The organism is Streptomyces sp. NPDC003393, assembly GCF_053589015.1.
On the sequence record NZ_JBSFRB010000020.1, the window covers coordinates 88,710 to 112,124 of the forward strand.

The following is a 23,415-nucleotide window of genomic DNA, read 5'->3' on the forward strand; positions in this document are numbered from 1 at the left end:
CTGCCCGCCCACGCGGTCGCCGTCGGCGTCGCGGAACGTGCCCAGCAGGACCTTCGCCCCGGACGAAAAGACCTGAGGAACTGCGCCATGAGGGCATAGGCTCGCCGCCATGCCCCCGGCCAAGAAGCGCACCCGGACGTACGACCCCGCCCGGACCCGCGCGGCGGTCCTCGCCCAGCTCGACAACGTACGGCAGGCCGTGCGCACCCTGACGCCCGAGCAGCTCGCCCTTCCCACGCGGCTGCCGGGCTGGACGGTGCGGGAGCTGGTCGCACACATCGGCATGGCCGTCACGGCCGTGGGCCGGTCCCTGGACCTGCCCGAGCCGGCGCGGCCCGACGCCACGCTTCTGGACTGGCCGTTCGCGACCTCCGCCATCTCCTCGGCCATCGACGACTTCACGCGACGGCTCGCCCGGGACCACCCCGACCTCGGCACCTACCTCGCGGATGTGGAGCGGAGCCTGACCGGGCAGCTCGACGCGCACCCCGGCACCCGGCTGCTGGCCACCAACGCGGGCGCCCTGCCGCTCGCCGACTACCTCGTCACCCGCACCGTGGAACTCGTCGTCCACACCGACGACCTCAATGCCGCCGTGCCCGGCCTGGACGTCCCGTACGACCGTCAGGCCCTGGCCGCCGCCACGCGGCTGCTGGCCGACGCGCTCGCGGTCAAGGCGCCAGGCGGGTCGACCGAGGTGCGCGTCCCGCCGTTCGCCGTCGTGCAGTGCGTCGAGGGCCCCCGCCACACCCGCGGCACCCCGCCCAACGTCGTCGAGACCGACCCGCTGACGTGGATCCGCCTGGCCACCGGACGCACGGCATGGCACGAGGCCCTCCACGACGCCAGGCTCAGCGCCGGCGGCGACCGGGCCGACCTCTCGGGGCTGCTGCCGCTCATGGCCTGAGCCGGTGCCGGGGTGGTCCGGGTCCGGTCCCGGGGGGCGCCTGTGCCGTCCGAATGGTGTGCGACACCTCACTCATGTCCACCGCGGCAGGGTCCTCCCGGGCGCGACGGCACCACGGACGCTTGCCGTCACGTACCCGCGGCACGCCGGTGACCTGCGCAAACGCGGAGAGTGAGCCGGCCGGCGAGCGCGGGTGATCCACTTCCGCCGCGCATCCCGAATTCGGACCAGTGGTCGACCTCGCCTACACTCGGTGGCGTGCCACGTGGTGACGGTCGACTCAATCACGATCTGCTCCCCGGTGAGAAAGGCCCCCAGGACGCGTGTGGCGTCTTCGGTGTCTGGGCTCCGGGCGAAGAGGTCGCAAAGCTCACGTACTTCGGGCTCTACGCCCTCCAGCATCGGGGTCAGGAATCCGCGGGAATCGCGGTCAGCAACGGCTCCCAGATTCTCGTCTTCAAGGACATGGGCCTGGTCTCCCAGGTCTTCGACGAGACCTCGCTCGGTTCGCTCCAGGGTCACATCGCGGTCGGACACGCCCGCTACTCGACCACCGGCGCCTCCGTGTGGGAGAACGCCCAGCCGACGTTCCGCGCCACCGCGCACGGTTCCATCGCGCTCGGCCACAACGGCAACCTGGTCAACACGGCGCAGCTCGCCGCGATGGTCGCCGAACTGCCCAAGGACACCAACGGCCGCTCCACCCGTGTCGCGGCCACCAACGACACCGACCTGCTGACGGCCCTGCTGGCGGCCCAGGTCGACGAGGACGGCAAGCCGCTGACCATCGAGCAGGCGGCCCACGCCGTGCTGCCCAAGGTCAAAGGCGCCTTCAGCCTCGTCTTCATGGACGAGCACACGCTGTACGCGGCCCGCGACCCGCAGGGCATCCGGCCGCTGGTCCTCGGCCGGCTGGAGCGCGGCTGGGTCGTGGCCTCCGAGACCGCCGCCCTCGACATCGTGGGCGCCAGCTTCGTCCGCGAGATCGAGCCGGGCGAGTTCGTCGCGGTCGACGAGAACGGCCTGCGCACCTCCCGATTCGCGGAAGCGAAGCCCAAGGGCTGTGTCTTCGAGTACGTCTACCTGGCCCGGCCCGACACCGACATCGCCGGCCGGAACGTCTATCTCTCCCGCGTGGAGATGGGCCGCCGCCTCGCCAAGGAGGCCCCGGTCGAGGCCGACCTGGTGATAGCCACCCCGGAGTCCGGCACCCCCGCCGCCATCGGCTACGCGGAGGCGTCCGGCATCCCCTTCGGCGCCGGCCTGGTGAAGAACGCCTACGTCGGCCGGACCTTCATCCAGCCCTCGCAGACCATCCGCCAGCTCGGGATCCGGCTGAAGCTGAACCCGCTGAAGGAAGTCATCAAGGGCAAGCGCCTGGTCGTCGTCGACGACTCGATCGTCCGCGGCAACACCCAGCGGGCCCTGGTGCGGATGCTGCGCGAGGCCGGGGCCGCCGAGGTCCACATCCGGATCTCCTCGCCGCCCGTGAAGTGGCCGTGCTTCTTCGGCATCGACTTCGCCACCCGCGCCGAGCTCATCGCCAACGGCATGACCATCGACGAGATCGGCACCTCGCTCGGCGCCGACTCGCTGGCGTACATCTCTCTGGACGGCATGATCGAGGCGACCACCATCGCCAAGCCGAACCTGTGCCGCGCCTGCTTCGACGGCGAGTACCCGATGGAGCTGCCCGACCCGGAGCTGCTCGGCAAGCAGCTGCTGGAGACGGAGCTGGCGGCCGGTCCCGCCGCCACGGCCGCCACCGACGCCATCCGTCGCCCGTAAGCCTCGTAGAAACCAACCCGAAAGATCCCAGGCAATGTCTGAGAGCCGTTCCGCCGGTGCTTCCTACGCGGCTGCCGGAGTCGACATCGAGGCGGGCGACCGCGCGGTCGAGCTGATGAAGGAGTGGGTGAAGAAGACGCGACGCCCGGAGGTCCTCGGCGGCCTCGGCGGCTTCGCCGGCCTCTTCGACGCCTCCGCCCTCAAGCGCTACGAACGCCCCCTGCTCGCGTCCGCCACGGACGGTGTCGGCACCAAGGTCGACATCGCCCGGCAGCTGGGCGTCTACGACACCATCGGCCACGACCTGGTCGCCATGGTGATGGACGACATCGTGGTGTGCGGTGCCGAGCCGCTGTTCATGACCGACTACATCTGCGTCGGCAAGGTCCACCCCGAGCGGGTCGCCGCCATCGTCAAGGGCATCGCGGAGGGCTGTGTGCTCGCCGGCTGCGCCCTGGTGGGCGGCGAGACGGCCGAGCACCCGGGGCTGCTGGGCGAGGACGACTTCGACGTCGCCGGCGCCGGTACGGGCGTCGTGGAGGCCGACCGGCTGCTCGGCGCCGACCGCATCCGTACGGGTGACGCGGTGATCGCCATGGCGTCCTCCGGCCTTCACTCCAACGGGTACTCACTGGTCCGGCACGTGCTGCTGAACGAGGCCGGACTGTCCCTGGACGCGCAGGTCGAGGACTTCGGCCGCACCCTGGGCGAGGAGCTGCTGGAGCCGACCAAGATCTACTCCCTGGACTGCCTGGCGCTGATGCGCACCACCGAGGTGCACGCCTTCAGCCACGTCACCGGCGGCGGGCTCGCCGCCAACCTGGCCCGTGTGATCCCGGACACACTGCATGCCGTGGTCGACCGCGCCACCTGGACCCCGGGCCCGGTCTTCGAGCTCGTCGGCCGGACCGGCCGGGTCGAGCGGCTGGAGCTGGAGAAGACCCTCAACATGGGCGTGGGCATGATCGCGATCGTGCCGCGGGAATCGGTCGACGCGGCCCTCGCCACCCTGGCCGACCGTGGGGTCGACGCCTGGGTGGCCGGCGAGATCACCGACCGTGGCGAGCACACCAGCGGAGCCGCCCTGGTGGGCGACTACGCCTGATCCGCGGGATCACCCGACGACCACCGAGGACCGTCGGGTGCTCACCCGCCGACGGCAGCACGAAACCCGGTCCGGCGCTGAAAGCACCGGACCGGGCGAGGTGCGGAACCTACGACACGCGGTGGTACGGCAGAGCTGCGGGCGTCAGGCGCCGCGACGGTGCCGCGAGGAGTCGTCCTGCTCGTCCTCGTCGTCGTCCTCGTACAGGTCCGCGTACCGTGCGTACAGGTCGTCGTCGTGCTCATCGTCCTCGAAGCGGTCACCGTTCGGTGACTGGTTCGACGTCGATGCGCCCAGCTCCTCGGCCAGGCGTGAGAGGTCCGTCCCACCGCTGTTGTACTTCAGCTGGCGGGCGACCTTCGTCTGCTTGGCCTTGGCCCGGCCGCGCCCCATGGCTCGACCCCCTCAACGACGGGGCTCAACGGCCCCAGAGTCTGACACGCGTTCATGATCCGGAACGGGCTCTCCACAGAGAGACCGGTCCGTAGGGCTTCCACGGTACCTGAGCCCGCGCCCATACGGTACGTCGCCCGCAGGACGCGCGTGTGCGCAGAACCTTCGAGGCGCCCTGTCCTCGCTGGTCAGTGGCGATTTTAACCAGTTCCTGCCGGGCGACCCGCCGGTGGAAGTGAGAGTTCTCTCCAACTGCCCACCGGCAGGTACCGTCGCCGCCGGGGCATGCCCCGCGTCACCGCGCGTGCGCGCTCCGTGTCAACGGGTCCACGCGGCGCGCGCCTCCGACATCCGCTGCTCGGCGATCCGGTCGGCCGCGGCGGCCGGCGGAATCCCGTCCGCCTTCGCACGTGCGAATATGGCCAGCGTGGTGTCGAAGATCTTCGTGGCCTTCGCTTTGCACCGGTCGAAGTCGAACCCGTGCAGCTCGTCGGCGACCTGGATGACACCGCCGGCGTTGACCACGTAGTCCGGCGCGTAGAGGATCCCGCGGTCGGCGAGGTCCTTCTCCACACCCGGATGGGCGAGCTGGTTGTTGGCGGCGCCGCACACCACCTTGGCGGTCAGCACCGGCACGGAGCGGTCGTTCAGGGCGCCGCCGAGCGCGCAGGGGGCGTAGATGTCCAGCCCCTCGGTGCGGATCAGCGCGTCCGTGTCGGCGACGGCCGTGACACCGGTCGGGTACTGCTCGAGGATCGCGCGTACGGATTCCTCGCGCACGTCCGTGATCACGACCTCGGCGCCGTCCTTGCGCAGGTGCTCCACCAGATGGCGGCCCACCTTGCCGACGCCGGCGATGCCGACCTTCCGGCCGCGGAGCGTGGGGTCGCCCCACAGGTGCTGGGCCGAGGCCCGCATGCCATGGAAGACACCGAAGGCGGTGAGCACGGAGGAGTCGCCCGCACCGCCGTTCTCCGGGGAGCGGCCGGTGGTCCAGCGGCATTCACGCGCCACGACGTCCATGTCGGCCACGTAGGTGCCGACGTCGCAGGCCGTGACGTAGCGCCCGCCGAGCGAGGCGACGAACCGGCCGTAGGCGAGCAGCAGCTCCTCGGACTTGATCTGCTCCGGGTCGCCGATGATCACGGCCTTGCCGCCGCCGTGGTCGAGACCCGCCATGGCGTTCTTGTACGACATGCCGCGGGCGAGGTTCAGCGCGTCGGCGACGGCCTCGGCCTCGCTGGCGTACGGGTAGAAGCGGGTACCGCCGAGCGCGGGGCCCAGGGCGGTGGAGTGGATGGCGATGACGGCCTTGAGGCCGCTGGCGCGGTCCTGACAGAGCACGACTTGTTCGTGTCCGCCCTGCTCCGACCGGAACAGGGTCTGCAGTACGTCGGACGCGCCGGTTACGTCGGTCACGGTGGTGACTCCCAGGTAAGTAGCGGCGAGTGGGGGCGGGCTCCCGTAAGGGTGGCGGGGGCCGTGGCGGAAGATTAGACCCTGATCACCTCCGGGGCGGGCCCAGTGGTCGGGATCACCCTCCACCGGAGTAGCGTGCCACCCGCGCGTGGGACGATTTGCAGTGGTTTTCCGTCCGTCCGGGCGCGGGCCGGGCGGGTTTCGCGTCCGGTCCGCTGGGGAGGGAGCAGGCGTGCCCAAGGTGTCCTCCGTGGTCGTTCCGTACGCGGCCTACTTGCGCGTCTACGAGCCGCTGGCCGCCTTCCCGGAGCCGGAGCGCAGCCACTGGGCGCGCTACGCCCGCCGTTCCGACCGCCCCTCCTACCAGGACGAACTGCGCCGCTCGCTGGCCGACCTGCTGCCCACCCCGCCGGTGGCCGTACCGGTGCACGAGAGCCGGGACGCCTTCGTCCTGGACGTCGACGGGGTGGTCTGCGTCTGCCCCTGGCGCACCCGGCTGCGCGGCTGGCAGGCCCTGGGGGATCTCGCCGAGGAGCTGCCCGCGGTGGTCCTGGACGCGGTGCTGCCCCCGGTGGTGCGGCGCCAGGCCAGCCAGGACTACGAGCGCTGGCTGGCGGACAACCCGGACGCCCGGCCCTGGATCCGCACGGCGACCTGGCAGGTGCCGCTCAACTGGTTCGTGCTGGTCTCCGACGAGGAGCGGGAGTTCGTCAAGGGCGCGGGCGGGCCGGAGGGCCTCGGGGAGTGTCCGGGCGACGCGCCGCTGCTGCGCTACCGGACGCCGATGGTGCAGGCCCGGCGGCGGGTGGCGCGGGGGCTGCGGGCGCTGCGGGACGCCGTCGACGAGAGCCCGCTGATCGACGGGCTGGTGGACGTGGGCCGCTGGCTGGAGGAGTTCCATCCGCGATCGCTGGTGGAGCTGGACTACGGCGGCCTGGTCCATGTGCTGCCCGCCGGTGAGCTGGAGGGCGATCACTCGGCGGCCGACGTGGCCGAGGGGATCGAGGCGCTGCGCCTGGGCGACGGGGCGGCCGCGGGCGAGGCGTACGCGCGGCTCGTGCAGCGCTGGCGGGCGGTGCGGGACCTGCGGTCGGCGAACTGACCTGGCTCGCACCCGACCGGAGTGACCTGGATCACGGCTCGAACACCGTCGAACAGCGTACGGTCAGGGGCATTTGCGGGACCTGACGGGACGTAGGCCCCGATCCGGGCGTTTGTCCCAAGGGTGACGGACGGCACTTACGAGACCCTTGCTCTAGTTGCCCCTCCTCATGCCAAAATAGGACAAGGAGTTCGGGGAGTGCTCCATCCGCCCAACTATGCTCCGGCATGGGCGGGATCTCCGCATTGCATGCTTTGGGGGGTCTGGTGACTTCCTGATTGCCCTGTGACTGATCGTCACACCGGTGTGACTGTCCGCTATGGCACGGTCCATCGGCTTCCGTCGGTGATGAACACCTGGGAGGGCAATTCCATCGGTTTGGCCGACGCGGCTGGACAGATGGTGTAGTTGTAGTGCCGAGGACAAGCCGTTCGTCCTATAACCGACTCGACTCGCGTCCGCCATTTCGGGCAACGCGGGTCAAGGTGCAGAATTTAGAGGAAAGAACCGAGAAGGTTCGGTTCTCCCGAGGAGGCCGCTCATGACCGCTCGCACCCCTGATGCCGAGCCGCTGCTGACCCCGGCTGAGGTCGCCACGATGTTCCGCGTCGACCCGAAGACGGTCACGCGGTGGGCGAAGGCAGGGAAGCTCACGTCGATCCGCACGCTCGGCGGGCATCGCCGCTACCGCGAGGCCGAGGTCCGCGCTCTGCTCGCGGGCATCCCGCAGCAGCGCAGCGAGGCCTGAACAACTCCATAACCGGGCAAACCGGCTGGTCCCCCAACTGGCTGTCGTGTCCGGACCCATAGCTCCAAGCGACGCGGGCCCTGCCCCAACAGGTCCCACGCCCAAGCCGCCAGAGCTCCTCAGGCAGTACCACGGGTGCGTCGTCGATCGCGCTGGACTCCGCCGGGTCCAGCGCGATCTTTTTTGTGCGCTCGACGGGGGTCTGGCACCGCGTGTACGGGCGGCCTTGCCGGAGGTCGCGGAGGGGTGCCGGATCTCTGGCGGAGTCCCCCGCGCCCTCCGCGTCGGCCCTTCGTGGTCGCCTCGGAGGGCGGTGCAATTGCACATATTAAATCGACCCGTTGTAGGAGAGGTGTAAGTACCGCACTGTCCAAAACTCATGCGGTGACACCCGTCACATGGCGGGACGCTTGTTGCGCGGCGCCTCTGTGCGCTAGAGGAGGTTCCGCTTCCACCTGCCCACGCAGGCACGGGAGTTCGGGCCGCAGCCGTCGCTCGCGCACCGGATCACCGGTGTGGCCCGGCGAGCCCTCACGTGGTCGAGGGCTGCTCGTCCTCCCACGCCGCCTCCAGGACCTCCAGCGCCTCCTCCGGGGCGCCTTGGGCCGTGTCGGGGGCGTCCGCGGCGGCCCCGGGGGAGCCCGGCCGGGGGGAGCTGTCCATCGCCAGCCGCAGGAGGTGGTGACAGATGGGGCAGTGGCGGGTGAGGTGGCGGTACGACGAGGCGGCCGCGAGGTGCGCACGGAGCAGCGCCCGTGTCTCGTGCCTGGCCGATGCCGCCATACGCCACCTCCAGCGGACCGCACGGCAACGGCGGCCCTGCTTTCTGGGGTACCGAGCGAATGTGACGCCGTCAAGACCGCACAACGCGCGGGGGCTCGGGCCGGCCGGCCGGGGCGTGCCCTCTCGAGGCGGACGGGGCGTGCGGGTGTCCGCCCGCCCGGTCGGGCCGAGGGTGCGGGTTCCGTCCGCCGCGGCGGGTGGGGCGCACCAGGGCGCCCTCGAGGCGAGGGCGGACCTACGAGCGCTCTTCGATCCGAGAGGCCGGCGCACGGAGAAGGCCCGCGTCCGTGCGGGATGCGAGCCCTGACGCCGTTCTGACGGGGTGTGGGGTCAGCGGTGTCCGGTGGCGGCTTCACCGCGGGCGCGGCCTCCGCTTCGAGAGAGCGGGTGAGCATGAAGAAGGCCCGCATCCATGAGGGATACGGGCCTCGCTGCGGTCCTGACGGGATTTGAACCCGCGGCCTCCACCTTGACAGGGTGGCGAGCACTCCAAACTGCTCCACAGGACCTGGGGCCCCGCCCAGGCCGTTAAGGCACTGGGGGAGTTTCGCGGCGCCATTCGTGCGTTGCGCTGCGAGAAGAGACTGTACAGGAGGTGGGGCGCCTGGTCGAACTCACGCAGCGTGCAGGCGCCGTCACCTCACGACCGGGACGGGACCGCCGCGTCGATCGCCTTCACGATCCGCTTGTCCGAGACCGGGTACGCCGTGCCCAGCGCATGGGCGAAGTAGCTGACCCGCAGCTCCTCGATCATCCAGCGGATCTCCCGCACCTGCTGCGGCACCGGGCGCCCCTGCGGCATCTGCTCCAGCAGCCACGCGTACTCGTCGCGCATCTCCCGGACCTTCTCCATCCGCGTGGTGTCCCGCTGGACGGTCGTCGGCATCTGCTGCAGCCGCCGGTCCGCGGCCACCAGGTAGCGCATCAGGTCGGGCAGCCGCCGTATCCCCGCCTCCGTGACGAAGCCGGGCTTCACCAGGTCGTCCAGCTGCCGGCGTACGTCCGCCAGGTTCGGCAGCAGCGCGGGACTGTGCACGGCCTTCAGCCGGCGTTCGCAGGCCTGCCAGGCGGCCAGCACCTGCTGCACCTGGCCGACGGTCCGCACGGTCAGGTCCACGATCTCGGCCCGCACCCTGTCGTAGAGCTTCCGATAGGACTCCTCGTCCCAGGCCGGCCCCCCGAACTCCGCGATCAGCCGGTCCGCCGCCGCCATGGCGCAGTCGTCGAACAGGGCCTGGATCGAACCGTGCGGGTTCGCCGACAGGCCCAGCTTCTGCTGGTTGGTCAGCTTCTCGGAGGCGAACTTCGCGGGGTTGACCGGAATGTTGCGCAGGATCAGCCGCCGCGTGCCCTTCCACATCGCCTCGGCCTGCTCCGCCTCGGTGTCGAAGAGCCGTACCGAGACCGTGTCCGCCTCCGGGCCGTCGTCGACGAGCGCCGGGTAGGCCTTCACCGGCTGGCCGGCCCGGCGGGTCTCGAAGACCCGGGTGAGCGAGCCGATCGTCCAGTCCGTCAGCCCCGTGCGCTCCAGCGACTCGCCGCCGGTGCGCTCCGCGGTCGCCGCCGCGGCCTGGGAGAGGGCCTTGCGCGCCCTCGGCCTCAGCCTGAGTTTCAGGGCCTCGAGGTTCTTGTCCTCGGCCAGCTTGCGCCGCCGCTCGTCGACGACCCGGAAGGTGATCTTCAGGTGGTCGGGGACCTTGGACCAGTCGAAGTCCTCGGCCTCGAACGGCACGCCGACCATGCGCTTCAGCTCGCGCGCCATGGTGGTGGTGAGGGGCTCCTGGAGGGGGACGGCGGTGTCCAGGAACCGCTTGGCGTAGTTCGGCGCCGGCACGTAGTTGCGGCGGATCGGCTTGGGCAGCGAGCGGATCAGCTCGGTGACGACCTCCTCGCGCAGGCCCGGGATCTGCCAGTCGAAGCCCTCGTCGGTGACCTGGTTCAGCACCTGGAGCGGGATGTGGACGGTCACACCGTCGGCGTCCGCACCCGGCTCGAACTGGTACGTCACCCGGAATTTCAGGTTCCGCTGTCGCCAGGAGTCCGGATAGTCGGCCTTGGTGACCGCTTCCGCCGACTCCCGGATGAGCATCTCCCGCTCGAAGTCCAGGAAGTCGGGCTGCTCGTGCCGCTTGTGCTTCCACCAGGAGTCGAAGTGCGCACCGGAGACCACGTGTTCGGGCACCCGCTGGTCGTAGAAGTCGAACAGCGTCTCGTCGTCGACGACGATGTCCCGGCGCCGGGCCCGGTGCTCCAGTTCCTCGACCTCGCTCAGCAGTCGGCGGTTGTCGGCGAAGAACTTGTGGTGCGTGCGCCAGTCGCCCTCGACCAGCGCGTTGCGGATGAAAAGCTCCCGGCTGACCTCGGGATCGACCCGGCCGTAGTTCACCTTGCGCTGCGCGACGATCGGCACGCCGTACAGCGTGACCTTCTCGTACGCCATCACCGCCGCCTGGTCCTTCTCCCAGTGCGGTTCGCTGTACGTCCGCTTCAGCAGATGGCCGGCCAGCGGCTCGACCCACTCGGGTTCGATCTTCGCGTTCACCCGCGCCCACAGCCGCGACGTCTCCACCAGCTCCGCGGACATCACGAACCGCGGCGGTTTCTTGAACAGCGCGGAGCCGGGGAAGATCGCGAACTTGGCGTTGCGGGCGCCCAGGTACTCGCCGCGGCCGCCGTCCCGGCGCCCGCCCGGACCCGAGTCCTTGAACTCCTTCACGTCCTTCATGCCGATGTGCGACAGCAGGCCGGCGAGCAGCGAGACGTGGACGCGGTCGCTCGGGGCGTCCTGGTCGTTGAGATGGATGCCCATCTGCTTGGCGACCGTGCGCAGCTGGGTGTAGATGTCCTGCCACTCGCGGATGCGCAGGAAGTTGAGGAACTCCTGCTTGCACATGCGCCGGAAGGAACTGGACCCCCGCTCCTTCTGCTGCTCCCGGATGTAGCGCCACAGGTTGAGGAAGGCGAGGAAGTCGCTGGTCTCGTCGCGGAACCGGGCGTGCTGCTGGTCGGCCTGGGTCTGCTTGTCGGCGGGGCGCTCGCGCGGGTCCTGGATGGACAGCGCGGCGGCGATCACCATGACCTCGCGCACGCAGCCGTTCTTGTCGGCCTCCAGCACCATCCGGGCCAGCCGCGGGTCGACGGGCAGCTGGGCGAGCTTGCGGCCGGTCTCGGTGAGCCGCTTGCGCGGGTCCTTCTGCGCCGGGTCGAGCGCGCCCAGCTCCTGGAGCAGTTGCACGCCGTCGCGGATGTTGCGGTGGTCCGGCGGGTCGATGAACGGGAACTTCTCGATGTCCCCGAGGCCGGCCGCGGTCATCTGCAGGATGACGGATGCCAGGTTGGTGCGCAGGATCTCGGCGTCGGTGAACTCCGGCCGGGCGAGGAAGTCGTCCTCGCTGTAGAGCCGGACGCAGATGCCGTCGGAGGTACGGCCGCAGCGTCCCTTGCGCTGGTTGGCGCTGGCCTGCGAGATCGCCTCGATGGGCAGTCGCTGCACCTTCGTGCGGTGGCTGTAACGGGAGATCCGGGCGAAGCCCGGGTCGATGACGTACTTGATGCCCGGCACGGTCAGGGACGTCTCGGCGACGTTCGTCGCCAGCACGATCCTCCGGCCGGAGTGCGGCTGGAAGACCCGGTGCTGTTCGGCGTGGGAGAGCCGGGCGTACAGCGGCAGCACCTCGGTGAACCGGTACTGCTTCTTGGTGAGCGCGTCGGCGGTGTCGCGGATCTCGCGCTCGCCGGAGAGGAAGACGAGGATGTCGCCCTGACCCTCGGCCATGAGCTCCTCGACGGCGTCCGTGATCGCCGTGATCTGATCCCGGTCGGCGTTGTCGGAGTCCTCTTCCAGCAGCGGCCGGTAGCGCACCTCCACCGGGTAGGTCCGACCGCTCACCTCGATGATCGGCGCGTCGCCGAAGTGGCGGGAGAAGCGCTCGGGGTCGATGGTGGCCGAGGTGATGACGACCTTGAGGTCGGGCCGCCTGGGCAGCAGCTGGGCCAGGTAGCCGAGCAGGAAGTCGATGTTGAGCGACCGCTCGTGCGCCTCGTCGATGATGATGGTGTCGTAGGCGCGCAGCTCGCGGTCGGTCTGGATCTCGGCGAGCAGGATTCCGTCCGTCATCAGCTTGATGAAGGTGGCGTCCGGATCGACCTGGTCGGTGAAGCGCACCTTCCAGCCGACGGCCTCGCCCAGCGGCGTGTCCAGCTCCTCGGCCACGCGCTCGGCGACGGTCCGGGCCGCGATCCGGCGGGGCTGGGTGTGCCCGATCATGCCCCGCACGCCCCGGCCCAGCTCCAGGCAGATCTTCGGGATCTGCGTGGTCTTCCCGGAACCGGTCTCACCGGCGACGATGACGACCTGGTGATCGCGGATGGCGTCGGCGATCGTGTCCTTCTTCTGGCTGACCGGCAGTTGCTCGGGGTAGCTGACGGCGGGCACGCGGGAGCGCCGGGCGGCCATGCGCGCCTCGGTCTTCTCGATCTCCGCCTCGATCTCGGTGAGAACGGCGGCACGGGCCTCCGGCTTGCGGATCTTGCGCGCGCCCTCGAGCCTGCGCCCGAGCCGGTGCGCGTCGCGCAGCGACAGCTCGGTCAGGCGGGAGGCGAGGGCGCCCAGGGCGGGGGCGGGATGCGTAGACATACGCGGTCCAGGATCTCACCCCGGGGAAATCGCGCGCGAATGATTTGACCGCGGCGTCCGATGGGCCGTACACGGACCGTGCCGGACGGCTCCGTCCGTCCGGGCGGCGCCCCTCACAGGCCGTGTCGCACAGGCCGTGCGGTGGAGGCCGTGCGGTGGAGGTCGTGCTTCGGAGGTCGTGCTTCAGGGACGGCGCTTCAAAGAGCGTGCGGATCCATACGCAGCAGGGACATGACGGCCTCCTCGGACCAGTGGCCCAGGGCGCCGGGGCAGGCGGCGACATAGGAGGCGATCGCCTCCACCTCCCAGGCGCCCGCCGCCAGCAGGCCCCGGGTCAGGAAACGGACGTAGGCGGCCGACGGGGGGTTCGAGCGCACGTCGTTCACGCCCCAGGGCGCGGTGAAGGTGAGGACGGGCAGGCCGTCCGTCTGGCCGGCGCAGACCAGGGTCTCGTAGCGGCCCGGGCCCAGCACGGCCCGGCCGTGGGCGAGCACCTCGCCCAGGTCGAGACTCGCCCCGGGCTCGCGGTACATCTCCTGAGCCGCGATGTCGCAGAACTGCTCGGTCGACAGCAGGTGGGCCCGCGCCATGACCCGACCGTCGGCCCGCGGGTCGTAGAAGGCCCTGCCGCCTCCCCACACCTGTGACTCGGTGGCGAAGTACAGGGCGCCGGTCAGTTCCACGGGGATCGACCGGGAGGGCATGCGGGGGTCGCGGCATCCCGGATACGTCCGTGCACCTCCAGGCGGTCTGCCGCCCCGAATGTAGAAGGCGAGCCGGTCCAGGTGCATGTTCGAGCCGTAGGACGTGTACCAGACCAGCTCCGGACGGGGGTCGGTCGGCAACGTCCGATCGATGCTGCTCAGGGCCTTCACACCTGCTGGCTCCTCGATCCGGCGGCGAGGTCGCGACAACCGCTCGGGCGACACGAACAAGCTCTCTCCGTCACTGCCGGAGAGGGGCTTATGCCCTGGTCAGGGCGGTTGTGGCTGGGGCCGGGTCGAACCGGCGACCTTCCGCGATTCAGGCCGTGCCCGGGCAATGCTGCGCCTGATCATAGGGTCTGTGCCGCCCCACCGAGGGATGTCGCTGGGTGTCGCTGTCGGCGTACGGGTTGTCCTACGACTGCCTCAGTCGGTCGGCCCGTTGGGCCAGGGAATGACGCGTAGCGCGATCTTCCGGCTGCACGGGCTGAGCGGTGGCTACAACCGGAGTGCCCCCTTCTCGCGGGCCGAGACAGGGGGCGTTCGTATGCCCGTCCCAGGAACGGGGATCGCGAGGTGGCCACGCGCGCCACCGCCCACTGGGGCCTGTCTGACGGGTCGCGTCACCGACCTCGCGCCCGACAGCTATGTCACCCGAACGGCCCAAGGTGACGTGCCACCCACATGGATGAACATCAAGCTGATGAGTGCCCCAATCAAGGCAACCCGTGAAAGGGGAACCGAATGCGCATTCGACGCATCCTTGCCGCCGGCGTCGCCACGGCAGCCCTCGCCGGGCTCGGCCTCACAGGCGCCGCCACCGCCACCGCCGCCAGCCTCACCCCGAGTCAGGGTGGCGGCGCCGCCCTCACCCCGGGTGAGTGCGAGACGGGCGGCGGAACGGTCGATTGGTCGAAGCCGACACCGGGCGCTCCCGGGACCTGCAGGGGCGGCACGGGCGACGGGCAGCCGGTCGACTAAACCCCACTATGCGCCCCGCAGCCACGCGCTGCGGGGCGCTCCCGCGTGAGCGTAGCCGGGAGAGTCGCGGGGACCGTGTCATCTGTGATCGTCTCAAGCCGGCTCCGACTCGTCCGGCAGCGGAAGGCGCTCCGGAAGCTGGGTGACACCCTCTCCTGCGAGCCGTTGGCGTACCGGTTGGCGTGGGTGACACGAAAAAGCCCCTCTCCGATGGTGACGGAGAGGGGCTCATGCCCTGGTCAGGGCGGTTGTGGCTGGGGCCGGGGTCGAACCGGCGACCTTCCGCTTTTCAGGCGGACGCTCGTACCAACTGAGCTACCCAGCCACGAGGTTTCACGTGAAACCTCAGCGGTCCTGACGGGATTTGAACCCGCGGCCTCCACCTTGACAGGGTGGCGAGCACTCCAAACTGCTCCACAGGACCATGTGGTTGTGTGCGAACCATCGAACGTAAGTGTCGCACACGGTACTGCGTGCCCCCAACGGGATTCGAACCCGTGCTACCGCCTTGAAAGGGCGGCGTCCTAGGCCGCTAGACGATGAGGGCTATCGGCCCGCCTGGGCGCTTCGCAGCGCGTCGGGGACGTGAGAAGCATATGGGATGGCGAGGGGTATCGCCAAAACTGTTTACGGCCCGGCGGGCAAGGGCGTGGTGGACGGCGGGCTCGGGGTCGGAGTGGCGCCGGGACGGTTCTCCTCGGGCAGATGGCGGCTCACCTCGGCTGTCGTCTGTCCCAGGCCGCCCAGCTTGATCGCGTCCCAGGCCTGGAGACGGCGGCTGTCGCTGTCGAAGTAGAGGATCGACGCCTCGATCGGGGCCGGATATTCGTGCTCCACCGCCCGCAGGCCGCTGCCGCCCGTCGAACCCTCCATGCGCAGCCGGGTGCCGTACTTCATGACCTCCGTGTCCTCGTGGTGCAGATGGCCGCACAGGACCAGCGGCACCGTGCCGTCCGTCTCGCGGGCCGCTGACGGCTCATGGGCGACGGCGATGTCGACCGGAGTGCCCCTGGCCTGCTGCTCGCGCAGGGCCGACGCCAGCCGGACGCCCGCCATCTGCTCCGCTGCGTCGCCGCCCGGCGCGGTGGTGCGGTCGGGGGTGAACTGGGGGTCGCCGGTACCGGCGAAGCGCAGGCCCGCGACCGTCTCGGCGCGGCCTTCGTCCAGGACGTGCACGTTCTTCATGCGCTCCAGGTAGCGCTGGGTGGTCGTCGAGTCGTGGTTGCCGCGCACCCAGACGTACGGCACGCCCAGGTTCTTCACCGGGTCGAGGAAGCCGTTCTCCGCGGCCGTGCCGTGGTCCATCGTGTCACCGGAGTCGACGATCACGTCCACCTTGTACTGCTCCACCAGCGAGGCGATGATCTTCCAGCTCGCCGGGTTGAGGTGGATGTCGGACACGTGCAGGACGCGGATCGTCGTCGGGTCCGGCTGGTAGGCGGGGAGCGTGGAGGTGACGTCGTAGAGCTTGGTCACGTTCGTCACCAGGCGCGCCAGTTCCTTCTGGTAGACGTCGAACTCCGTGACGATGCTGCGTGCGTTGCCGACGAGGGAGGGTGCGGAGGACAGCAGCCCCGAGAACTTGGGCTCCAGCACGGACTTGGGGTTCCAGGTGGCGTACGCCGTCGCCCCGGACGCCGCGAGGAGGGCCAGCGCCAGGCCGCCGGCCGCCAGGGCGCGGCGCGGGCGGCGGTAGACCGCGAGGCCGAGGGCGGTCGCGCCGGAGACCACGGCCACGCAGGACCGCACGGCCAGGTCGAGGGTGCCGTGCTCGACGTCGTGCACGACCTCGTCCTGGAGGCCGGAGATCCGCTCGGGATGGTCGACCAGTGCCTGGGAGCGTTCCGGGTCGAGCTGGTCGACGTCGACGTCCAGGCGCATCGGGGCCACATGGCTGTCCAGTTCCAGGGCGCCGAGCGGGGAGACGTTGATCTTGGTGCCGCCGCTCAGCGAGGGGCGCAGGGCCATCGTCGTGTCCATGGGACCGACCGGCGCCCGTACGTTGCCGACGACCAGCAGCCCGAGCCAGGCCCCGGCGAGCACCACGGTGACCAGACCCAGGGCGCGGAGCCAGGGGTGCGGCTCGGGGGTCAGGGTCGCGGGGGCACGGGCCTTGGGGGCCAGAACCTTCGAGACCAGGGCCTTGGGGGTCAGGGCGAGGGCACGCGCCGCCCTCCGTGGGCCGTGCGTGCGGTGCAGCCGCTTCAGGGCTGCGACGGAGACGCGGGCCATTGGTCGCGTATGCCCATGGGCGGCGCCGGATATGCGCGGTGCGCGGGGATGAGGTACGTGGGGCATGTGCCGGATTGCGGGGACGGGACGCGTGGGACATGGGTCGGTGTGCGGGGACGGGACGCGTGGGGCCTGTGTCGGTGCGCGGGTGGGGCCGGGTCCGGTCGCGTGCCGGACAATGGGCCTGTGCTGGAGATGACGCGCGAGGAGTTCGAGGAACTGGTCGCCGAGGCCCTCGACCGGATCCCGCCGGAACTGACACGGCTGATGGACAACGTCGCGGTGTTCGTCGAGGACGAACCGCCCGCCGACGACCCCCAGTTGCTCGGGCTGTACGAGGGCACGCCGCTGACCGAGCGTGGTGAGTGGTACGCGGGCGTACTGCCCGATCGCATCACGATCTTCCGGGGACCGACACTGCGGATGTGCGAGTCCCGCGAGGACGTCGTCGAGGAGACCGAGGTGACCGTGGTGCACGAGATCGCCCATCACTTCGGCATCGACGACGCCCGGCTGCACGCCCTGGGGTACGGCTGAGGCACTGGCGCCGGCCGCGGCAAGATCCCGGGCGGCGGTGGGCTTCCCCGAGACCGGCCGCGCCGAGACACCGGGGGTGGGCGGCCCTGTCCCCCGGTCGGCAGCCGGGTCCGCGTGTCCTCTTGCGGGCCCCGGGAGTTGGGCACGGAGACTTCTTCCCTCCGGAGGTGGCTTCCCGTGCGCCCCTTGCCTGTTTCCGTCCGACTCGCCGCCGCGGCTCTCGCCGTCACCGCCGCCGCCGGCTGCGTGAGCGTCGGGGAGGAGTCCGGCGGCGGGGCCGGGCCGTCGCACTCAGCGGGCCGGCGTGGCGGTGCGGCACCGGCCGGGGAGAACGACGTGTCCGGCGGTGCGGCGGCCCGCGCCGACGGCGCGGGCGGCGCCGGGCACGGACACGGGGGGCGGGAGAAGGGGAAGAAGGACGGGTCGCCGTCCGCCTCGGCCTCGCCGTCTGCCACGGGCAGCGCGTCCGCGACACCTCCCGGCAAGCGCGCGGTGCCGCCGAAGCCGGGCGCCCCGACCCCGACCGAACCGGTGCCCGAGTTGCCGCAGACGTCCGCCACGCCGGAGCCGCCCCCGGCCTCCTCGCCGCCGCCGCCGGTTTCGCCGGAACCGACGGTGGCCGAGCCGTCGTCCTCGGCGCACGAGGGCACCGGAACCCAGCTGGAAGAGCGCGAGCCGGCGCCCCAGCCGGTCGGCGACTACGGCCGCCGACCAGGCCGACGGCGCCACTGACCTGCGAGGACGGCCCCCGGTTTGCCTTGGGGGGTGGTGGGTGCGTATGGTGGCAGATCGTTTGATCCCATTTGCCCGGCGCCCATGCAGAGCGCGCCGTGTGGCGCGTACTCTCCCTTGCCGTGGCGGACCGCATCGAGGCGGTCGTGATGCGAAACACGGAGTTGACGGGCGCGTGCCGACGAGACTCCGGAAGGTTTCGCATTCGCATGTCCATTGCCAGTACTGATCACGTCGTCGTGCCCGAGAGCACCGAGGACGCCCTCGAGAGCCAGGAGGCCACTCGCGAGGACCAGGCTCCCGAGGTCACCTTCGCGGACCTGGGCCTGCCCGAGGGCGTCGTCCGCAAGCTCGCACAGAACGGCGTGACCACCCCCTTCCCGATCCAGGCCGCGACCATCCCGGACGCCCTGGCCGGGAAGGACATCCTGGGCCGCGGTCGCACCGGCTCCGGCAAGACGCTCTCCTTCGGTCTGCCGACCCTGGCCACGCTGGCCGGCGGCCGCACCCAGAAGCACAAGCCGCGCGCCGTCATCCTCACCCCGACCCGTGAGCTGGCCATGCAGGTGGCGGACGCCCTCCAGCCCTACGGTGACGTGCTCGGCCTGAAGATGAAGGTCGTCTGCGGCGGCACCTCCATGGGCAACCAGATCTACGCCCTGGAGCGCGGCGTCGACATTCTCGTCGCCACCCCTGGCCGGCTGCGCGACATCATCAACCGCGGCGCCTGCTCGCTGGAGGACGTGCAGATCGCCGTCCTCGACGAGGCCGACCAGATGTCCGACCTGGGCTTCATGCCCGAGGTGACCGAGCTGCTCGACCAGGTCCCGGCGGGCGGTCAGCGGATGCTGTTCTCCGCGACCATGGAGAACGAGATCAAGACCCTTGTCGACCGCTACCTGACCGACCCGGTCAGCCACGAGGTCGACGCTGCCCAGGGTGCGGTGACGACCATGTCGCACCACATCCTGATCGTGAAGCCCAAGGACAAGGCGCCGGTCACCGCGGCCATCGCCTCCCGCAAGGGACGCACGATCATCTTCGTGCGCACCCAGCTCGGCGCCGACCGGGTGGCCGAGCAGCTGCGCGACGCCGGGGTGAAGGCCGACGCGCTGCACGGCGGCATGACCCAGGGCGCCCGCACCCGCACCCTGGCCGACTTCAAGGACGGCTACGTCAACGTCCTGGTCGCCACGGACGTCGCCGCGCGCGGCATCCACGTCGACGGGATCGACCTGGTGCTGAACGTCGACCCGGCGGGCGACCACAAGGACTACCTGCACCGCGCCGGCCGTACGGCCCGCGCGGGCCGTACCGGCACGGTCGTCTCCCTGTCTCTGCCGCACCAGCGGCGCCAGATCTTCCGTCTGATGGAGGACGCCGGCGTCGACGCCTCGCGCCACATCATCCAGGGCGGTGCGGCCTTCGACCCGGAGGTCGCCGAGATCACCGGCGCCCGGTCGATGACCGAGGTGCAGGCGGAGTCCGCGGGCAACGCGGCCCAGCAGGCCGAGCGGGAGGTGGCGCACCTCACCAAGCAGCTGGAGCGCGCGCAGCGGCGCGCGGCCGAGCTGCGCGGGGAGACCGACCGGCTGATGGCCCTGGTCGCCCGCGAGCGGGGCGAGGACCCCGCCGCCGTGGTGGCCGAGGCGCGGGAGGCGGCCGAGCGGGCCGCCGAGGTGTCGGTGCCCGAGCAGCCGGCGGCGCAGGACGTCGACCGCTCGGAGCGCACGTCGGCTTCGTCGTCGTACGAGCGTCGTGAGCGGCGGGACGAGCGCGGTGGGCGGTCGTTCGAGCGTGAGCGCTCCTTCGACCGTGACCGTGGTGGCCGTTCGTTCGAGCGCCGTGACGACCGGGGCGGTTTCAGCCGGGACCGTGACCGGGACCGCGACCGCGGTTTCGACCGCGGTGACCGTGGCTTCCGCCGTGACGACCGTGGAGACCGCGGTGACCGTGGCGGCCGTTCCTACGACCGCGACCGCGGTTTCCGCCGGGACGACCGGGACCGGGACCGTGACCGTGGTGGCCGTTCCTTCGAGCGCCGTGACGACCGGGGCGGTTTCAGCCGGGACCGTGACCGCGACCGCGACCGCGCCCCCCGTTCCTTCGACCGTCGGGACGAGCGCGGCGGTTTCCGCCGGGACGACCGTCCGGCCCGCCGTGACGAGCGTGGCGGTCACCGTGGCAGCGACCGCCCGTTCAACCGCGACCGCCAGGGCGACCGTCCCGGCTTCCGCTCGGGCGGCCACGAGCGTCCGTACGGCCGCCGTGACGACCACCGCGGCGGCGGTTCCTTCGGCCGCCGCGAGGACAAGCCGCGCTGGAAGCGCAACGGCTGAGAACGCGACGGCCGACAGCCCCGAGGGCTGACGCGCTGAACACGAGGGCCCGCACGACCGACGTCGGGCGGGCCCTTTTCGTCGCCCTTTCGTCGGCAGTGGCGCATGTCACACCTCTGGCACGGGAATTGCTGGGGGCATGACAGATGACACCGGTGCGGCGCACGGAGCGAGCGGGAAGGGCGGGCTGTCGGACGAGGAGCGGCTGGCCCAGCTCGGTTACACCCAGGTCCTGGCCCGCCGCATGTCGGCGTTCGCCAACTACGCGGTCTCGTTCACGATCATCTCGGTCCTGTCGGGCTGCCTGACCCTCTACCTCTTCGGCATGAACACCGGCGGCCCCGCCGTGATCACCTGGGGCTGGCTGGCGGTCGGTCTGATGACGCTGTTCGTCGGCCTGTCGATGGCCGAGATCTGTTCGGCGTACCCGACCTCCGCGGGTCTGTACTTCTGGGCCCACCGGCTGGCGCCACCGCGTTCGGCCGCCGCCTGGGCCTGGTTCACGGGCTGGTTCAACGTGCTCGGCCAGGTGGCGGTGACGGCGGGCATCGACTTCGGCGCCGCCTCCTTCCTCGGCGCCTATCTGAACCTCCAGTTCGGCTTCGAGGTGACCCCGGGCCGGACGATCCTGCTCTTCGCGGCGATCCTGGTGCTGCACGGCCTGCTGAACACCTTCGGCGTGCGCATCGTGGCCTTCCTCAACAGCGTCAGCGTGTGGTGGCACGTCCTGGGCGTGGCCGTGATCGTCGCCGCGCTGGCCTTCGTGCCGGACCACCACCAGCCGACGTCGTTCGTCTTCACCGAGTTCGTGAACAACACCGGCTGGGGCAGCGGGGCGTACGTCGTCCTGCTCGGCCTGCTCATGGCTCAGTACACCTTCACCGGCTACGACGCCTCCGCCCACATGACCGAGGAGACCCAGGACGCCTCCACGGCCGGCCCCAAGGGCATCGTCCGCTCCATCTGGACGTCGTGGATCGCCGGCTTCGTCCTCCTGCTCGGTTTCACCTACGCCATCCAGGACTACGGCCGTGAACTCGCCTCCCCGACCGGTGCCCCGCCCGCCCAGATCCTCCTGGACGCCCTCGGCGCGACGGCCGGCAAGCTGCTGCTCCTCGTGGTCGTGGGAGCGCAGTTGTTCTGCGGCATGGCCTCCGTGACCGCCAACAGCCGTATGATCTACGCCTTTTCCCGCGACGGCGCGCTGCCCTTCTCCCACGTGTGGCACACGGTGAGCCCGCGCACCCGCACGCCGGTGGCGGCGGTCTGGCTCGCCGCCCTGGGAGCGCTGGTCCTGGGCCTGCCCTACCTGATCAACGTGACCGCCTACGCCGCCGTGACCTCCATCGCCGTGATCGGCCTCTACATCGCCTATGTCATCCCGACCCTGCTGCGCGTGCGCAAGGGCGACGCCTTCGAGCGCGGGCCCTGGCACCTGGGCCGCTGGTCGCAGGCGATCGGGATCGTGTCGGTGACCTGGGTCGGCGCGATCACGCTGCTCTTCATGCTCCCCCAGGTCTCCCCGGTCACCTGGGAGACCTTCAACTACGCCCCGGTCGCCGTCCTGGTGGTCCTCGGCTTCGCCGCCACCTGGTGGCTCGCCTCGGCCCGCCACTGGTTCCTCGACCCGGAACACAGCCGAGCCCGCGCCCGGGCCCGAGAGACGGCCCACGCCGACACCCCGGAACCCGTCGACCCCTGACCCCCCGGCCCCGACCTCCGACCCCAACTCCCGGCCCCGGGCCTCGGGGCCCGGATCGCCGCCCCCCAGACCCCCGCACGCCCCCGCCCACCGCCCGAACGCCGCACTTACGGCCCGGCTCCCCCGGATACCCGATCGGAGACTCGGCGTCCTCGGGCTATGCTCGGGGAGGCAACATCGCCTGGGCCCTTAGCTCAATTGGCAGAGCAGTGGACTTTTAATCCATTGGTTGTGGGTTCGAGTCCCACAGGGCCTACGGATGGCGGGCGGGGGATACGCTCCTGACCTGCGGTGCAGCGCCCGAGCCGGCTCGACCGGCTCGGGCGCTGCCGCGTTGTCGGGTGCTCGCGCGAGCGATGCGCGCGCGGACGTGCCGCGTGGGCTCAGCTCTGGCAGCCGCAGCCCGACGCCTTCTTGGCGTCCCTGACGGTCAGGGTGGGGTCGGCCGAGGTCTCAGCCGGCGTGCAGCAGGCGCTGACGCCACAGCACGCGTCCTGCGAACTCCGGGCCCCGGTGGCCCGGTAGGAGGCCGCGGGCTTGGTGGCCCGGACGATCGCCGAGTGCATGCCGTCCGCCACGCCGTGCGTCGGGGTGATGTCGATGCCGGTGAAGCCGGCGGCTTCGAGGCCGGCGCGGTATTCGGCGAAGGACAGCGCGCCGGCGATGCAGCCGACGTAGTCACCGCGCTCCGCGCGCTGTTCGGGTGTGAGCGAGTCGTCGGCGACGACGTCCGAGACGCCGATGCGGCCTCCGGGCCTGAGGACGCGGAAGGTCTCGGCGAAGACGGCGGGCTTGTCGACGGACAGGTTGATCACGCAGTTGGAGATGACCACGTCGACGGTGTTCGCAGGCAGTGGGATGGCCTCGATCGTGCCCTTGAGGAACTCCACGTTGGCGGCGCCCGCCTTCTCGGCGTTCGCCAGGGCCAGGGCGAGCATCTCCTCGGTCATGTCCAGCCCGTACGCCTTGCCGGTCGGGCCGACGCGGCGGGCGGAGAGCAGGACGTCGATGCCGCCGCCGGAGCCGAGGTCCAGGACGCGTTCGCCCTCGCGGAGTTCCGCCACGGCGGTGGGGTTGCCGCAGCCGAGGGAGGCGGCGACCGCTTCGGCGGGGAGGGCGTCGCGTTCGCCGACGGCGTAGAGAGCGGAGCCGAAGTTCTCGTCGACCTCGACGGGCTCGGGGCCGCAGCAGGCGGCGCCGCCCTCGATGACCTGCACGGCTGCGGCGGCGTAGCGCCGACGGACGGTTTCGCGCAGATCGGTGGACTGCTCGCTCATCTCTTCACTCCTGGATGACGGGGCATGGCG

General features: G+C 70.9%; 17 protein-coding genes and 5 tRNA genes. 11 read left to right on the forward strand and 11 right to left on the reverse strand.

Annotated features, from left to right (window positions below; genetic code table 11):
* The first annotated feature begins 109 nt into the window (after positions 1-109).
* The 3 genes from ACWDUZ_RS20705 to purM all read left to right on the forward strand — a co-directional run bounded on the left by ACWDUZ_RS20705 (position 110) and on the right by purM (position 3,800).
* The gene (locus ACWDUZ_RS20705) at positions 110-907 is read left to right on the forward strand and encodes a sterol carrier family protein (RefSeq protein WP_451633235.1); all 798 of its coding nucleotides are present in this window, start codon (positions 110-112) and stop codon (positions 905-907) included.
* Between the two features lie 258 nt (positions 908-1,165).
* The gene (gene purF, locus ACWDUZ_RS20710; RefSeq protein WP_451633236.1) at positions 1,166-2,695 is read left to right on the forward strand and encodes an amidophosphoribosyltransferase; all 1,530 of its coding nucleotides are present in this window, start codon (positions 1,166-1,168) and stop codon (positions 2,693-2,695) included.
* A 34-nt stretch (positions 2,696-2,729) separates the two neighbouring features.
* Positions 2,730-3,800: a phosphoribosylformylglycinamidine cyclo-ligase gene (purM, locus tag ACWDUZ_RS20715; protein ID WP_451633237.1), complete on the forward strand. Its 1,071-nt coding sequence runs from the start codon at positions 2,730-2,732 to the stop codon at positions 3,798-3,800.
* Positions 3,801-3,944: 144 nt separating this feature from the next.
* On the opposite strand, the gene ACWDUZ_RS20720 is transcribed toward purM, so the two are convergent.
* The gene (locus ACWDUZ_RS20720; protein WP_451633238.1) at positions 3,945-4,193 is read right to left on the reverse strand and encodes a DUF3073 domain-containing protein; all 249 of its coding nucleotides are present in this window, start codon (positions 4,191-4,193) and stop codon (positions 3,945-3,947) included.
* A 318-nt stretch (positions 4,194-4,511) separates the two neighbouring features.
* On the reverse strand, positions 4,512-5,612 hold the full coding sequence (locus ACWDUZ_RS20725) for a Leu/Phe/Val dehydrogenase (RefSeq protein WP_451633239.1): 1,101 nt from the start codon (positions 5,610-5,612) through the stop codon (positions 4,512-4,514).
* A 232-nt stretch (positions 5,613-5,844) separates the two neighbouring features.
* On the opposite strand from ACWDUZ_RS20725, the gene ACWDUZ_RS20730 reads away from it, so the two are divergent.
* Together ACWDUZ_RS20730 and bldC are read left to right on the forward strand one after the other, a co-directional pair.
* Positions 5,845-6,714 carry a hypothetical protein gene (locus ACWDUZ_RS20730; RefSeq protein ID WP_451633240.1) on the forward strand — a complete coding sequence of 290 codons (870 nt, stop codon included), beginning with the start codon at positions 5,845-5,847 and terminating at the stop codon, positions 6,712-6,714.
* Positions 6,715-7,255: 541 nt separating this feature from the next.
* Positions 7,256-7,462, forward strand: coding sequence for a developmental transcriptional regulator BldC (gene bldC / locus ACWDUZ_RS20735; protein WP_003949541.1), 207 nt, complete (start codon positions 7,256-7,258; stop codon positions 7,460-7,462).
* Between the two features lie 531 nt (positions 7,463-7,993).
* Here the strand turns inward: bldC and ACWDUZ_RS20740 are convergent.
* The 4 genes from ACWDUZ_RS20740 to ACWDUZ_RS20755 form a co-directional block, all read right to left on the reverse strand.
* Positions 7,994-8,245: a DUF6274 family protein gene (locus tag ACWDUZ_RS20740; protein ID WP_451633241.1), complete on the reverse strand. Its 252-nt coding sequence runs from the start codon at positions 8,243-8,245 to the stop codon at positions 7,994-7,996.
* Positions 8,246-8,679: 434 nt separating this feature from the next.
* Positions 8,680-8,754: transfer RNA gene (locus ACWDUZ_RS20745), tRNA-Asp, on the reverse strand.
* Between the two features lie 131 nt (positions 8,755-8,885).
* Positions 8,886-12,881 (reverse strand): ATP-dependent RNA helicase HrpA, encoded by a 3,996-nt coding sequence (gene hrpA, locus ACWDUZ_RS20750; protein WP_451633242.1) that lies wholly within the window; start codon positions 12,879-12,881, stop codon positions 8,886-8,888.
* Between the two features lie 197 nt (positions 12,882-13,078).
* Positions 13,079-13,756 (reverse strand): histone deacetylase, encoded by a 678-nt coding sequence (locus ACWDUZ_RS20755; protein ID WP_451633243.1) that lies wholly within the window; start codon positions 13,754-13,756, stop codon positions 13,079-13,081.
* Positions 13,757-14,329: 573 nt separating this feature from the next.
* On the opposite strand from ACWDUZ_RS20755, the gene ACWDUZ_RS20760 reads away from it, so the two are divergent.
* Positions 14,330-14,566, forward strand: coding sequence for a hypothetical protein (locus ACWDUZ_RS20760; RefSeq protein WP_451633244.1), 237 nt, complete (start codon positions 14,330-14,332; stop codon positions 14,564-14,566).
* A 251-nt stretch (positions 14,567-14,817) separates the two neighbouring features.
* On the opposite strand, the gene ACWDUZ_RS20765 is transcribed toward ACWDUZ_RS20760, so the two are convergent.
* From ACWDUZ_RS20765 to ACWDUZ_RS20780, 4 genes are all read right to left on the reverse strand, one after another.
* Positions 14,818-14,891, reverse strand: a tRNA-Phe gene (locus ACWDUZ_RS20765).
* A 24-nt stretch (positions 14,892-14,915) separates the two neighbouring features.
* Positions 14,916-14,990, reverse strand: a tRNA-Asp gene (locus ACWDUZ_RS20770).
* A gap of 50 nt (positions 14,991-15,040) precedes the next feature.
* A tRNA-Glu gene (locus tag ACWDUZ_RS20775) sits at positions 15,041-15,113 on the reverse strand.
* A gap of 80 nt (positions 15,114-15,193) precedes the next feature.
* Positions 15,194-16,798 carry a metallophosphoesterase family protein gene (locus tag ACWDUZ_RS20780; protein WP_451633245.1) on the reverse strand — a complete coding sequence of 535 codons (1,605 nt, stop codon included), beginning with the start codon at positions 16,796-16,798 and terminating at the stop codon, positions 15,194-15,196.
* Between the two features lie 186 nt (positions 16,799-16,984).
* On the opposite strand from ACWDUZ_RS20780, the gene ACWDUZ_RS20785 reads away from it, so the two are divergent.
* The 5 genes from ACWDUZ_RS20785 (at position 16,985) to ACWDUZ_RS20805 (ending at position 22,364) form a co-directional block, all read left to right on the forward strand.
* A complete protein-coding gene (locus tag ACWDUZ_RS20785) occupies positions 16,985-17,335 on the forward strand; it encodes a metallopeptidase family protein (RefSeq protein ID WP_358865945.1) in 351 nt (116 codons plus the stop codon).
* Positions 17,336-17,512: 177 nt separating this feature from the next.
* Entirely contained in the window at positions 17,513-18,067 is a 555-nt protein-coding gene (locus tag ACWDUZ_RS20790) for a hypothetical protein (RefSeq protein WP_451633246.1), read from the forward strand.
* A gap of 209 nt (positions 18,068-18,276) precedes the next feature.
* Positions 18,277-20,406 carry a DEAD/DEAH box helicase gene (locus tag ACWDUZ_RS20795; protein ID WP_451633247.1) on the forward strand — a complete coding sequence of 710 codons (2,130 nt, stop codon included), beginning with the start codon at positions 18,277-18,279 and terminating at the stop codon, positions 20,404-20,406.
* A 139-nt stretch (positions 20,407-20,545) separates the two neighbouring features.
* Positions 20,546-22,108: an amino acid permease gene (locus tag ACWDUZ_RS20800; RefSeq protein ID WP_451633248.1), complete on the forward strand. Its 1,563-nt coding sequence runs from the start codon at positions 20,546-20,548 to the stop codon at positions 22,106-22,108.
* Positions 22,109-22,291: 183 nt separating this feature from the next.
* Positions 22,292-22,364 (forward strand) — tRNA-Lys (locus ACWDUZ_RS20805).
* Positions 22,365-22,491: 127 nt separating this feature from the next.
* Here ACWDUZ_RS20805 and arsM read toward each other — a convergent pair.
* Entirely contained in the window at positions 22,492-23,385 is an 894-nt protein-coding gene (gene arsM / locus ACWDUZ_RS20810) for an arsenite methyltransferase (RefSeq protein ID WP_451633249.1), read from the reverse strand.
* Positions 23,386-23,415: the final 30 nt, after the last annotated feature.

Bases quoted from the DNA above. Each gene is read 5' to 3' on its own strand.
- arsM (WP_451633249.1), bottom strand. From the start codon at position 23,385: ATGAGCGAGCAGTCCACCGATCTGCGCGAAACCGTCCGTCGGCGCTAC.
- hrpA (WP_451633242.1), bottom strand. From the start codon at position 12,881: ATGTCTACGCATCCCGCCCCCGCCCTGGGCGCCCTCGCCTCCCGCCTG.
- ACWDUZ_RS20760 (WP_451633244.1), top strand. From the start codon at position 14,330: ATGCGCATTCGACGCATCCTTGCCGCCGGCGTCGCCACGGCAGCCCTC.
- ACWDUZ_RS20740 (WP_451633241.1), bottom strand. From the start codon at position 8,245: ATGGCGGCATCGGCCAGGCACGAGACACGGGCGCTGCTCCGTGCGCAC.
- purM (WP_451633237.1), top strand. From the start codon at position 2,730: ATGTCTGAGAGCCGTTCCGCCGGTGCTTCCTACGCGGCTGCCGGAGTC.
- ACWDUZ_RS20795 (WP_451633247.1), top strand. From the start codon at position 18,277: ATGTCCATTGCCAGTACTGATCACGTCGTCGTGCCCGAGAGCACCGAG.
- ACWDUZ_RS20800 (WP_451633248.1), top strand. From the start codon at position 20,546: ATGACAGATGACACCGGTGCGGCGCACGGAGCGAGCGGGAAGGGCGGG.
- ACWDUZ_RS20705 (WP_451633235.1), top strand. From the start codon at position 110: ATGCCCCCGGCCAAGAAGCGCACCCGGACGTACGACCCCGCCCGGACC.
- bldC (WP_003949541.1), top strand. From the start codon at position 7,256: ATGACCGCTCGCACCCCTGATGCCGAGCCGCTGCTGACCCCGGCTGAG.
- ACWDUZ_RS20720 (WP_451633238.1), bottom strand. From the start codon at position 4,193: ATGGGGCGCGGCCGGGCCAAGGCCAAGCAGACGAAGGTCGCCCGCCAG.
- ACWDUZ_RS20780 (WP_451633245.1), bottom strand. From the start codon at position 16,798: ATGGCCCGCGTCTCCGTCGCAGCCCTGAAGCGGCTGCACCGCACGCAC.